The following is a 12,421-nucleotide window of genomic DNA, read 5'->3' on the forward strand; positions in this document are numbered from 1 at the left end:
TTTTGACGTTGACGTTGATTCGGCAGGTGCAGGGCTGCAAGCCCTGCCGAACATCCCCTACCTGCGGGGCGCGAGCTGCTCGAGCATTTCCCAGGACTTCAGGCCGCGGGCGCCCAGGTGATGGGCCAGCACCCGCCGCATCGGCAGACGCAGGCTGGCCAGGTCGGCGGCATGGGGCTCTTCGTCGGCCGCCAACGCCAGCAGCGCCGAGCCAGTCGCCGCCGCCCGGCGTTCCCCACCGCGCTCGCTCAGCAGGCGCTGCGCGCCTTCCTGCGGATCCAGTTCGTAGCGCGCGGCCGGGTCGATCGGCTGGCCGTCGCTCGCGCTGTCCAGATCGAAACCCAGGCCCAGCGCGGACAGCAGCTCGCGTTCGAAGCGACGCAGGGTCCAGGCCAGGCCGGCGCCCACGGCCAGCCGCGCACGTGCCTCGCCGTAGGCCAGGTACAACTCAGGCAGCGGGTCCTGGCGCGGGGCCAAGCGCAGGGTCAGTTCACTCAGGTAGAAGCCGGCCAGCATCGCCTGGCCGACCAGGCGTGGCGCGGCATCCAGCGCCTCGGCACCCCGCAGCTGGGCCAGTTCGCCCCGCTGCTGGGCACTGAAGCGGATCCACTGCAGCGGCTGCAGAGCAGCGCGCAGCACCTGTCCCTTGGCGGTGGATACGCCACGCGCGAGCAGGCCGATCCGGCCATGCTGCGCACTCAACACTTCGACCAGCAGACTGGTCTCGCGGTAGGCCCGTGCGTGCAGCACGAAGCCAGTGTCGTCCTCGATCATCATCGAAGCGACCGCAACGGCTTACTCGTAACCGAAGGCCTTCAGTGCGGCCTCGTCGTCGGACCAGCCTTCACGCACGCGCACCCAGGTCTCCAGGAACACCTTGGCTCCGAACAGACGTTCCATCTGCAGGCGGGACTTGGCACCAATCTCCTTCAGCCGGGTGCCACCCTTGCCGATCACGATCGCCTTCTGGCCCTCGCGCTCGACCCAGATCACCGCGCCGATGCGCAGCAGGTTGCCATCTTCGGTGAAGCGCTCGATTTCCACGGTGGTCGCGTACGGCAGTTCCTCGCCGAGCTGGCGCATCAGCTGCTCACGCACCAGCTCGCCGGCCAGGAAACGCTGGCTGCGGTCGGTGATCTCGTCTTCGCCGAACATTGGCGGCGCTTCCGGCAACAGCGCCAGTACGTCGCGTACCAGTGCTTCCAGGCCGTTGCGCTTCTGCGCCGAGATCGGGTGCACGGACGAGAAATCGCGGCCGGCCGTGACTTCCTGCAGGAACGGCAGCAGCGCGCCCTTGTCCTTCAGACGGTCGATCTTGTTGACCACCAGCACCACCGGGATACCGGCGTCGCGCAGAACATTGAAGGCCAGGCTGTCTTCTTCGTCCCAGCGACCGGCTTCGATCACCAGCAGGCCGGCATCGACGCCTTCCAGCGAGCCGCGCGCGGCGCGGTTCATCACCCGGTTCATCGCCCGCTTCTGCACCTTGTGCAGGCCGGGGGTGTCGACCAGCACCAACTGGCCTTCCGGATAGGTGGCGATGCCCAGCAGGCGATGGCGCGTGGTCTGCGGGCGGTTGGAAACGATGCTGACCTTGGCGCCGACCAGGGCATTGGTCAGGGTCGATTTGCCCACGTTCGGGCGGCCGATGACGGCCACGCTGCCGCAATGATGGGAAGTTTGTTCGCTCACTTGGAATCCAGTTGTTCTAGGACGGCTGCAGCCGCCTGTTGTTCGGCAAGCCGCCGCGAGGCGCCTTCGCCCTCGATGCTGGCGGCCGGGTCGGCTACGTTGCAGCGTACCCGGAAGTGCTTGGCGTGGTCGTCACCGGATTCTGACACCAGTTCATACTGCGGCAACGCCTTCTGTCGGGCCTGCAGCCATTCCTGCAGGCGGGTCTTGGGATCCTTCTCGGGCCGGCCGGAGGCCGGCAGTGCCTCGATCGAAGCACTGAACCAGGGCAGTACCACCGCCCGGCAGGCCTCGAAGCCGGCATCCAGGTAGATCGCGGCCACCACGGCTTCCACCGCGTCGGCCAGGATCGAGTCGCGGCGATGACCGCCGGACTTCATTTCGCCCGGGCCCAGGGTCAGCCGCTCGCCCAGTTCCAGGGTGCGCCCGATCACCGCCAGCGCGCCTTCACGCACCAGCTCGGCACGGGCACGGGTCATCGCCCCTTCGTCAGCCTTGGGCCAACGTCGGTACAACGCCTCGGCCGCCATCATGTTGACGATGCTGTCGCCGAGGAACTCCAGGCGCTCGTTGTGCGGCGCACCGGCACTGCGATGCGTCAGCGCCTGCTTGAGCAGGGCCGGGTCGCTGAAGGCATGACCAATCAGGTCGCCACGTTGGATGAATTTACTGGGCACCGCTTCGTGTCAGGTCCTGGGAAGAATCGAATTTGCCAACCACATCGAGGTTGCCGATCAGCTGACGGCGCACTTCGTAGTTGACCTTGAGGGTCCAGCCATTGTCGCGACGGTCGAACTTCACGTTGGCCGGCTTCACATTGTCCGAGTAGTTGATGTACAGGCGCTTGAAGAACAGGTCCTGGATGCGCGCCGGCTCCATGCTGCCCACGCCCGGCTCGTTGGCCAGGCTTTTCATCGCCGAGCGCACCGCGTAGTACTCCTGGTACATCGGGAACAGCTTCATGCCGATGTAGAGGAAGAAGCCAACCACGATCAGGACCGTCAGGAACGAGGTCAGGGTCATGCCACGCTGCGTGTTCATCGTCTTCATTGCGTTCTCCCCAGATACGCGTTGGATGTGAAAATACCCGGTTGATGCCCGGTCAGTTGATGCTCGAGCCGATCCGCGACGGCTCGAAACCATCCTTGCAGAACCAGCCCTGGCAGTTCAGCCAGATCAGGAAGGCCTTGCCGCGCAGGTTCTCTTCCGGCAGCAGGCCCCAGAAACGGCCATCGTCACTGTTGTCACGGTTGTCGCCCATCACCAGGTACTTGCCGGCCGGCACGGTCCACTGGCCCTGGCCACGCGGATAGTCGGTCTCCAGCACCGTGTGGGTGCGGCCCGGCAGGTGCTCGACCAGCAGGTTGGCGCCCTCGCCCTGGCCCTTGTGGCCGGCGTAGATGCCCTTGTTGTCGTACTTCAGCGGCTCGCCGTTGAGGATCACGCCGTCGCCTTCGAAGACCACGGTGTCACCCGGCACGCCGATCACGCGCTTGATGAAATTCTCGCCCTTGGCCGGATCGTTCTCGCCATGGCCGGGGAAGTGGAACACCACCACGTCACCACGCGAGGGCTCGCCAACCGGCACGAACTTGGTGTTGCTGATCGGCAGGCGCAGGCCGTAGGAGAACTTGTTGACCAGGATGAAATCGCCGATCAGCAGGTTCGGCATCATCGAGCTGGACGGGATCTTGTACGGCTCGGCGATGAAACTGCGCACGATCAGCACGATCGCCAGCACCGGGAAGAACGCACGCGAGTAGTCCACCAGCACCGGCTCGGAATCGAGCAGGCCGGCGCGCTGGGCGCGCCGCTTGGCAAGGTACAGCTTGTCCGCGAGCAGGATCAGGCCCGAGGCCAGGGTCAGCACGACCAGGAGGATCTCAAACAGTTTCATTCAGGGTCCTTTGCAACGTCACCGGACGACCGGCCCCGCAGGGCCGGTGCGGGCTTACTTGTTGTCCATCTGCAGCACGGCCAGGAACGCTTCCTGCGGGATCTCCACGCGGCCGACCTGCTTCATGCGCTTCTTGCCTTCCTTCTGCTTTTCCAGAAGCTTCTTCTTGCGCGAAACGTCGCCACCATAGCACTTGGCCAGCACGTTCTTGCGCATGGCCTTGACCGTGGTACGGGCGATGATCTGCGAGCCGACGGCGGCCTGGATGGCCACGTCGAACATCTGGCGCGGGATCAGGTCCTTCATCTTCTCGCACAGCTCGCGGCCGCGGCGGTCGGCATGGCTGCGGTGCACGATCAGCGACAGCGCATCGACCTTGTCACCGTTGATCAGCACATCCACGCGCACGAACGGACCGGCGTCGAAGCGCACGAAGTGGTAGTCCAGCGAGGCATAGCCACGGCTGACCGACTTCAGCTTGTCGAAGAAGTCCAGCACCACTTCGGCCATCGGCAGCTCGTAGCTGATCTGCACCTGGCTGCCCAGGTAGTTGATGCCGATCTGGCTGCCGCGCTTTTCTTCGCACAGCTTGATGATGTTGCCGATGTACTCCTCGGGGGTGAGCACGTTGGCACGGATGATCGGCTCGCGGATCTCCTCGACCTGGTTCACCGGCGGCAGCTTGGCCGGGTTGTCCATGTTGATGATCGAGCCATCGGTCTTCAGGACTTCATACACCACCGTCGGCGCGGTGCTGATCAGGTCCAGGTTGTATTCGCGCTCCAGGCGCTCCTGCACGATTTCCATGTGCAGCATGCCGAGGAAACCGCAGCGGAAGCCGAAGCCCATCGCCTCGGAGCTTTCCGGCTCGAAGCGCAGCGCGGCATCGTTCAGGCGCAGCTTGTCCAGCGCTTCGCGCAGGTCCGGATAGTCCTCGGCATCGACCGGGAACAGGCCGGCGAACACGCGCGGCTGCATTTCCTGGAAGCCCGGCAGCGGCTTCGGTGCCGGGTCGCCGGCCAGGGTCAGGGTGTCGCCGACCGGCGCACCGTGCACGTCCTTGATGCTGGCGGTGACCCAGCCCACTTCACCTGCACGCAGCGCCGGCAGCACCTTGCGCTTCGGGGTGAACACGCCGACGTTGTCGACCTGGTGGTTGCGGCCGGTGGACATCACCTGCAGCTTGTCACCGGCCTTGATCTCGCCCTGCATCACGCGCACAAGCGAGACCACGCCCAGGTAGTTGTCGAACCAGGAGTCGATGATCAGCGCCTGCAGCTTCTCGGTGTCGCGCGGCTTCGGCGGCGGAATGCGGTGCACGATCGCTTCCAGCACGTCCTGCACGTTCAGGCCGGTCTTGGCACTGACCGGCACGGCGTCGGAGGCGTCAATGCCGATCACGGCCTCGATCTCGGCCTTGGCGCGCTCGATGTCGGCGGTGGGCAGGTCGATCTTGTTGATCACCGGCACCACTTCCAGGCCCTGCTCCACGGCGGTGTAGCAGTTGGCCACCGACTGCGCTTCCACGCCCTGGGCCGCATCGACCACCAGCAGCGCGCCTTCGCAGGCGGCCAGCGAGCGGCTGACTTCATAGGAGAAGTCGACGTGGCCGGGGGTGTCGATGAAGTTCAGATGGTAGGTCTGCCCGTCCTTGGCCAGGTACGGCAGCGACACCGACTGCGCCTTGATCGTGATGCCACGCTCGCGCTCGATCGGGTTGGAGTCGAGCACCTGCGCTTCCATCTCGCGGGCCTGCAGGCCACCACAGAGCTGGATGATGCGGTCGGCCAGCGTGGACTTGCCGTGGTCGACATGGGCGATGATGGAGAAGTTGCGGATGTTCCGCATCGAATCAGAAGACATAGGTGGCGGCGGCGCGCGGCGTCGTCAGGGTAACGGTCGATTATCGCATGCCCGGCGCCCGCCCGCGAAAACGGCCTCATCGGACCGGGTCCGGAACGGCCGAAGCCCCGCCGGGGCGGGGCTTCGGAGGAGAAGCAGGGGCCGCCGAAGCGGCCCCGGCAGGCCTTACTGGCCGGCCTTGACCGCTACGAACGCGCTGTTGCCGCTGCCGGTGCGTACCAGCAGCATCACCACGTCGCCCTTCTTGTAGCTGGACAGCGCACGGTTCAGCGCGTCCACGCTGCCGACCTGGGTGCTGGCCACCTGCAGGATCACCATGCCCGGAGACAGGCCCGCATCACGCGCGCCCTGGCCCTTGACCCCGGTGATGCGCACGCCTTCGCCCGATTCCAGGCCCAGCTGCTTGCGCTGCGGCGCGGTCAGGTCACTGACGTCCAGCCCCAGCAGGGCATTGGCGCCGGCCTGCGGCGCCGCATCGCTGTCGCCGGTGGCCGGGCCACGCGAACTGGCCTGCCCGTCTTCGGTCAGGGCGGTCAGGGTGGCGCTGAGGTCACGCGGCTTGCCATCGCGGATCACGCCCAGGGTGACCCGGCTGCCCGGTGCCATCGCGCCGATCAGCGGCGGCAGGTCGGACCAGCTGTTGACCGGCGCGCCGTTCACTGAGCGGATCACATCGCCGATCTTCACCCCGGCCCGGGCTGCAGCCGAATCCGGCACGATCTGGTTGACCAGGGCGCCGCGGCTGTCCGGCAGGCCCATCGCCTGCGCCTTCAGGCCGTCGATTTCCTGCACCACCGCGCCGAGCTGGCCGCGGGTGACCTTGCCGGTCTTCTTGATCTGCTCGACCGCACTCATCGCCAGGTCGATCGGGATCGCGAAGCTGATGCCCATGTAGCCGCCCGACGCGGAGAATATCTGCGAATTGATGCCGACCACTTCGCCACGGGTGTTCAGCAGCGGGCCACCGGAGTTGCCCTGGTTGATCGCCACGTCGGTCTGGATGAAGGGCACGTAACGCTGGTCCGGACCGCCGGTGCTGCGGCCGAGGGCGCTGACCACGCCGGCAGTGACCGAGTGATCGAGGCCGAACGGCGAGCCGATCGCGACCACCCACTGACCCGGCTTGAGGGAGTTGGAGTCGCCAACGCGCACGGTCGGCAGGTTCTTGCCGTCGATCTTCAGCAGTGCGACATCGTACTGCTGGTCGCTGCCCACCACTTTCGCGGTGAACTCACGGCGGTCACCCAGCTTGACCTTCACCTCGCTGGCATCGGCCACCACGTGGTAGTTGGTCAGCACATAACCATCGGGCGAGATGATGAAGCCCGAGCCCATGCCGCGGCCCTTGATGCTGGGGCCACCGTCCGGGCCGCCCGGGCCCTGCCCCGGCATCGGGAAATCCGGACCGAAGAAGCGGCGGAAGAACTCCGGCATGTCATCGCCGCCGCCCATCGGGCCCCGTGAGGCCTGGCGGTTGTTGCGGACGATGGTGGTGTCGACGTTGACCACGCCAGGCCCGACCTGTTCGACCAGATTGGTGAAGTCAGGCAGGCCCGTGACCAGCGGCTGGGCCTGCGCCCGCGGCGCGGCGGCCGGCGCGGCCTGGGTCTGGGCGGCCGGAGCCGGGGCCTGCGCGCAGGCCATCAACGGCAGGGTCAGGGCCAGCAGGCCCATGGCCTGCGTGCGGAGTCGGGGAGTCATCGGACGGCAACCTCCGGATCGGATGGAAAGAGGAATACGGGCCCCGCCGACGGCGGGGCATGAAAGCGCCCGGCTCAGTCGCGCGGGCGCGGCGGCACCGGCAGGTCGTCCTGCAGGCGCGGCTCGAACGGGTAGAACGCCGCGCCCCCGGCATGGGCCGGGAAGCTCGCATTGAGCGCGCCGCCGGCAGCGGGCGCCAGGCTGGAGCGCGGCCACGGTCGCGCCTGCAGGCCACCGACCTCACCGAACGGCATGTTGCGGCTGGCATTGGCCGGCACGGTCGGGGTCAACGGTGCCTGTGCGGCGGCCACAGCGCGTTGCGGCATGTCCTCACGCTGGGCGGCACGCGCGGCCTGCTGGCTGCGGGTAACGCTGGCGCGACGGGTGTCCTGGCGACGGCTGGACGCAGCCATGGCCACTGCCGGTACACCGGCCACGGCCATTGCGGCGCTATCCACCGAAGCTTCGGTCACCGGACCCGGCGTCGTCGGTGCCGGCGCGAGTTCGGCCTGGCTGGCGATCACCTGCGGTGCCGACGGCTCGCCCGGGGTGGCCTCCTTCAGCTTCTCACCGCCCATGAACAGGGCCACCGCCGCCACCGATGCGGCCAGTGCGGCGCCACCGCCCCAGGCCCGCCAACCACTACGGCGTACCTGACGACGCGGCTCGGCCTGCGGCGCCGGTTCGGCGGCGATGGCGGCGGCCACGGCCGCGCTGAAGCCGGCCGGCGCCAGCGCCGAGGCCTGTCCGCGCATCACGTCGCCCAGCAGCTGCCAGCGTTCCTGGCAGCCGGCCAGCTCGGGGTCGTGCTCCATCCGGCGCAGCAGGAAGCGCGCTTCATCGGCGCCCAGCTCGCCATCGACCAGGGCCGACAGCTGCTCGCGATGGCGCTGGTCCAGGCGCTGCCCGGCGGGCGATTGGTGGTTCTGCGATTCGTTGAACGGATTACTGGTCATACGCGGCTCTTCTCACGGGTGGCGCTGCCGATGTCCAACAGCGGCCGGAGTTCGGTGTCGATCGCCTCGCGCGCCCGGAAGATCCGTGAGCGCACGGTGCCGATCGGGCACCCCATTTTCTGCGCGATATCCTCGTAACTCAGGCCTTCCACCTCGCGCAGGGTGATCGCCAACCGGAGCTCTTCCGGCAGCGCGTTGACGGCCTTCATTACCGTCTGTTCCAGTTCCTGGCGCATCAACTCGCGTTCGGGCGTGTCGGTGTCGCGCAGGCGCGTCCCGCTGTCGAACTGTTCGGCATCACCGATGTCGATGTCATCGGTCGGCGGTCGGCGATTGTGTGAAGCCAGGTAGTTTTTGGCGGTATTCACGGCGATTCGATGCAACCAGGTTGAGAACTGGGCATCGCCACGGAAACTTCCGATCGCGCGGTAGGCACGGATGAAAGTGTCCTGGGCGACGTCCTGACATTCGCTCCAGTCGGCGATGTAGCGACCGACAAGGGCCACCACGCGATGCTGGTACTTGCGCACCAGGACATCGAACGCGGCGCTCTCGCCGTGCTGCACGCGCCGGACCAGTTCCAGATCCAGCTCCTGAGGTGTATCAACATCGGCCATGAGGGGCCGCACTCCTGTCAGCCCAACCGACGTCGGGCAATGAGACTGCCAATCCCGGGAAAAGTTCAGTCGCCGATCACCTGGCGCCGCACCAGCTTTTAACCACCGTTCCGTTAGCGTTCCGGTCCACGGCCATGGATCCGGGGTCGCCACTCCCCTGCTATTGGGATTTGACGCGGGGGAAACAACCTCTGGATCATAGCCGCTTCTCCATACACAACCGGATGGAACGTCCATGCTCTCAGGCTTCGATGGTCTCCGCTTCAGCCACTGGCACCCCGAGATCCGCGACGACGGCGTGGTGGTTCTCTCCCTGGATCGTCAGGACAGCAGCGTCAACGCCATGTCGCAGGACGTGCTGCTGGAACTGGGCGACCTGCTCGAGCGCATTGCGCTGGACCCGCCCAAGGGCGTGGTGATCCAGTCGCTGAAGAAGGCCGGCTTCATTGCCGGTGCGGACCTGAAGGAGTTCCAGGAGTTCGACCGCCGCGGCACCGTCAACGACGCCATCCGCCGCGGCCAGGCCACTTACCAGAAGCTGGCCGAGCTGCCCTGCCCGACCGTGGCGGCCATCCACGGCCACTGCCTGGGCGGCGGCACCGAACTGGCACTGGCCTGCCGCTACCGCGTGGCCTCCAATGACAGCAGCACCCGCATCGGCCTGCCGGAAACCCAGCTGGGCATCTTCCCCGGCTGGGGCGGCAGCGCGCGCCTGCCGCAGTTGGTCGGTGCGCCGGCAGCGATGGACATGATGCTGACCGGCCGCACCTTGTCGGCCTCGGCCGCGCGTGGCATCGGCCTGGTCGACAAGGTGGTGGCGCCGGCGGTGGTGCTCGACACCGCCGTGGCGCTGGCGCTGTCCGGCACCACCCGCCCGTTCAAGCAGCGCGCGACGGCCTGGGCCACCAACACCTGGCTGGCACGCACTTTGCTGGCACCGCAGATGGTCAAGCAGGTCGCACGCAAAGCCAAGAAGGACCAGTACCCGGCGCCCTACGCGCTGATCAGCACCTGGCAGCGCAGCGGCGGCAAGCCGATCCAGGCGCGCCTGGATGCCGAACGCCGCGCAGTGGTGAAGCTGGCCAGCACGCCGACCGCGCGCAACCTGATCCGCATCTTCTTCCTGACCGAGCGCCTGAAGGGCCTGGGCGGCGGTGACTCCGGCATCCGCCACGTGCACGTGGTCGGCGCCGGCGTGATGGGCGGCGATATCGCCGCGTGGGCGGCCTACAAGGGCTTCGAGGTGACGCTGCAGGACCGCGAGCAGCGCTTCATCGACCCGGCCATGGAACGCGCACAGGCGCTGTTCGCCAAGAAGGTGCGCGACGAGAGCAAGCGCCCCGCCGTGGCCGCGCGCCTGCGTGCCGATCTGGAAGGCAACGGCGTGGCCGAGGCCGACCTGGTGATCGAAGCGATCATCGAGAACCCGGAAGCCAAGCGTGCGCTGTACCAGACGCTCGAACCGAAGATGAAGCAGGACGCGCTGCTGACCACCAATACCTCGTCGATTCCGCTGGTGGAACTGCGCGACCACATCCAGCGCCCGGCGCAGTTCGCTGGCCTGCACTATTTCAACCCGGTGGCGCAGATGCCGCTGGTGGAGATCATCCATCACGACGGCATGGCGCCGGAGACCGAGCGCCGCCTGGCCGCGTTCTGCAAGGCGCTGGGCAAATTCCCCGTGCCGGTGGCCGGCAGCCCGGGCTTCCTGGTCAACCGCGTGCTGTTCCCGTACATGCTGGAAGCCGCCACCGCGTATGCCGAGGGCATTCCGGGCCCGGTGATCGACAAGGCCGCAGTGAAATTCGGCATGCCGATGGGCCCGATCGAACTGATCGACACCGTGGGCCTGGACGTGGCCGCAGGCGTCGGCCGCGAACTGGCGCCGTTCCTGGGCCTGCAGATTCCGGCCGCACTGCAGACGGTGGAACCGGACAAGCGTGGCAAGAAGGACGGCCAGGGCATCTACACCTGGGAAAACGGCAAGCCGAAGAAGCCGGACGTGGCCAGCGATTACCAGGCCCCGGCCGATCTGGAGGACCGCCTGATCCTGCCGCTGTTGAACGAGGCCGTGGCGTGCCTGCACGAGGGCGTGGTGGCCGATGCGGACCTGCTGGATGCGGGCGTGATCTTCGGTACCGGTTTCGCCCCGTTCCGCGGCGGTCCGATCCAGCACATCCGCGCAGTGGGAGCCGATGCGATCGTCGAGCGGTTGAAGGCGCTGCAGCAGCGCCACGGCGACCGTTTCGCCCCGCGCCCGGGCTGGGACAACCCCGCCCTGCGCGAACCAGTGGTTTGAGTTTATCGGCCGGGCCTGCGGCCCGGCACCCGCAGAGGCAACCGCCGAAGCAAAAGCAAAAGCCAGAGCCAGAGCCAGAGCAACAGCCGGCTCTGGCTTTTCTGTTTGTTGGGCGGGGCGGTGTGGGCAGGCAGGACACGCCGTAAACCCATCCCTGGGGGCTCGATGGCGCCATCCATGGCGCCAACGGTCCTGCCTGCCCACACCGCCCCACCTCTGACAGATTCCGATGGCTGTTGGTAGGTGTTGACCTTGGTCGACACGGTAGATCCACGCCATGCGTGGATGAGCGCTGCAAGGCCTGTCGATCTGTCGGGGTCGAATCCCGTTGCTACGCAACGGGCTCTGATCCCTTCGTGGAATTCGCGCAGTGTAAGACCGATCCCTGCTACTGCACTTCCCCCAGCAACGCCTGCAACCCCGGCAGCCACTGCTTGCCCGGATGGCGTACCAGCCACAGCGTGCGCTGCAGGGCGGGCAGCGGGGTCTCGAGCACGCGCAGGCGGCCCAGCGCCAGCGGCTCTTCCAGCGCATGGCGCGAGAGGCAGGCCAGGCCGAGGCCGGCGATGGCGGCCTGCTTGATCGCTTCGGTATTGCCCAACTGCAGGGTCTGGGCGAAGCCGCGCAGGTGCGGCAGCAGCGCCTGTTCGACGGCTTCGCGGGTGCCGGAGCCGGGCTCGCGCAGCAGCCAGCGGGCGCGGCTCAGTTCATCCAGCGACCAGCGCGCGGGGGCATCGGCGGCGGCGACGATCACCAGCGGATCCTGCTGCCAGGCGGTCACCTGCAGGCCGCGTTCGTGACACGGGCCTTCGATCAGGCCGGCGTCGACGTCCAGGCGCTGCACGGCGGCGACAACGCCGGCACTGTTGTCGATGCGCAGATCAACCTCGGCCTGTGGCGCCTGGCGCAGCAGTTCGGCGATGCGTGGCGGCAGCAGGTAATTGCCGATGGTGGTACTGGCCGCCAGCACCAGCCGCAGCGGCGCGCCCTGCGACGGGTCGCCGCCGGCGGCCAGTTGCCGCTCCAGGTCAGCGGCGTTGACCAGCAAGGTACGCGCCGGCTCCAGCAGTGCGCGGCCGTGGCCGTTCAGCGCCAGGCGGCGGCCGATGCGGTCGAACAGCGGGGTACCGAAGTGGGCTTCCAACTCCTGCAGGGCGGCGCTGCTGGCCGATTGCGAAAGCGCGATGGCCTGGCCGGCGGCGGTAGTGCTGCCGTGATCGGCGATGGCGACGAAGACCTGCAGCTGGCGCAAGGTCAGGCGCATGGCACTTACCTTCTTTATGGGTAGGTTTCACCCATATTATTCGTTTTACAGGTAATCGTCTCAGGCGCACGCTTGCCCCATCTCTCCAGCGCTGCCCGTGCCATGAACGCCCCCGCCCTCTCCCCCTGGTCC

The 12,421-nt window shown here is 67.3% G+C and carries 11 protein-coding genes; 1 reads left to right on the forward strand and 10 read right to left on the reverse strand.

Annotated elements, in window-relative coordinates:
- Positions 1-57: 57 nt before the first annotated feature.
- The 9 genes from recO to rpoE all read right to left on the reverse strand — a co-directional run bounded on the left by recO (position 58) and on the right by rpoE (position 8,726).
- On the reverse strand, positions 58-777 hold the full coding sequence (gene recO, locus G5A07_RS20345) for a DNA repair protein RecO (RefSeq protein WP_010482824.1): 720 nt from the start codon (positions 775-777) through the stop codon (positions 58-60).
- 18 nt (positions 778-795) lie between these two features.
- Entirely contained in the window at positions 796-1,692 is an 897-nt protein-coding gene (era, locus tag G5A07_RS20350) for a GTPase Era (protein ID WP_010482823.1), read from the reverse strand.
- A complete protein-coding gene (gene rnc / locus G5A07_RS20355; RefSeq protein ID WP_010482822.1) occupies positions 1,689-2,369 on the reverse strand; it encodes a ribonuclease III in 681 nt (226 codons plus the stop codon). The genes era and rnc overlap by 4 nt, the downstream gene beginning before the upstream one ends.
- Positions 2,359-2,742 carry a DUF4845 domain-containing protein gene (locus G5A07_RS20360; protein WP_010482821.1) on the reverse strand — a complete coding sequence of 128 codons (384 nt, stop codon included), beginning with the start codon at positions 2,740-2,742 and terminating at the stop codon, positions 2,359-2,361. The genes rnc and G5A07_RS20360 overlap by 11 nt, the downstream gene beginning before the upstream one ends.
- Positions 2,743-2,794: 52 nt before the next feature.
- Entirely contained in the window at positions 2,795-3,589 is a 795-nt protein-coding gene (gene lepB / locus G5A07_RS20365) for a signal peptidase I (protein WP_032129848.1), read from the reverse strand.
- A 54-nt stretch (positions 3,590-3,643) separates the two neighbouring features.
- A complete protein-coding gene (gene lepA / locus G5A07_RS20370) occupies positions 3,644-5,437 on the reverse strand; it encodes a translation elongation factor 4 (RefSeq protein WP_010482819.1) in 1,794 nt (597 codons plus the stop codon).
- A 180-nt stretch (positions 5,438-5,617) separates the two neighbouring features.
- A complete protein-coding gene (locus G5A07_RS20375) occupies positions 5,618-7,153 on the reverse strand; it encodes a DegQ family serine endoprotease (RefSeq protein WP_191863920.1) in 1,536 nt (511 codons plus the stop codon).
- A 74-nt stretch (positions 7,154-7,227) separates the two neighbouring features.
- Positions 7,228-8,109, reverse strand: a complete 882-nt coding sequence (locus G5A07_RS20380) for a sigma-E factor negative regulatory protein (RefSeq protein ID WP_191863921.1) — start codon at positions 8,107-8,109, stop codon at positions 7,228-7,230.
- Entirely contained in the window at positions 8,106-8,726 is a 621-nt protein-coding gene (rpoE, locus tag G5A07_RS20385) for an RNA polymerase sigma factor RpoE (RefSeq protein ID WP_010482816.1), read from the reverse strand. The genes G5A07_RS20380 and rpoE overlap by 4 nt, the downstream gene beginning before the upstream one ends.
- A 235-nt stretch (positions 8,727-8,961) precedes the next feature.
- Here rpoE and G5A07_RS20390 point away from each other — a divergent pair, with 235 nt between their 5' ends.
- Positions 8,962-11,025 carry a 3-hydroxyacyl-CoA dehydrogenase NAD-binding domain-containing protein gene (locus G5A07_RS20390; protein ID WP_043402385.1) on the forward strand — a complete coding sequence of 688 codons (2,064 nt, stop codon included), beginning with the start codon at positions 8,962-8,964 and terminating at the stop codon, positions 11,023-11,025.
- A 388-nt stretch (positions 11,026-11,413) separates the two neighbouring features.
- On the opposite strand, the gene G5A07_RS20395 is transcribed toward G5A07_RS20390, so the two are convergent.
- Positions 11,414-12,289, reverse strand: coding sequence for a LysR family transcriptional regulator (locus G5A07_RS20395; RefSeq protein WP_191863922.1), 876 nt, complete (start codon positions 12,287-12,289; stop codon positions 11,414-11,416).
- Positions 12,290-12,421 lie beyond the last annotated feature (132 nt).

This window comes from Stenotrophomonas sp. AS012628, assembly GCF_010608305.1.
Classification (GTDB): domain Bacteria; phylum Pseudomonadota; class Gammaproteobacteria; order Xanthomonadales; family Xanthomonadaceae; genus Stenotrophomonas; species Stenotrophomonas geniculata.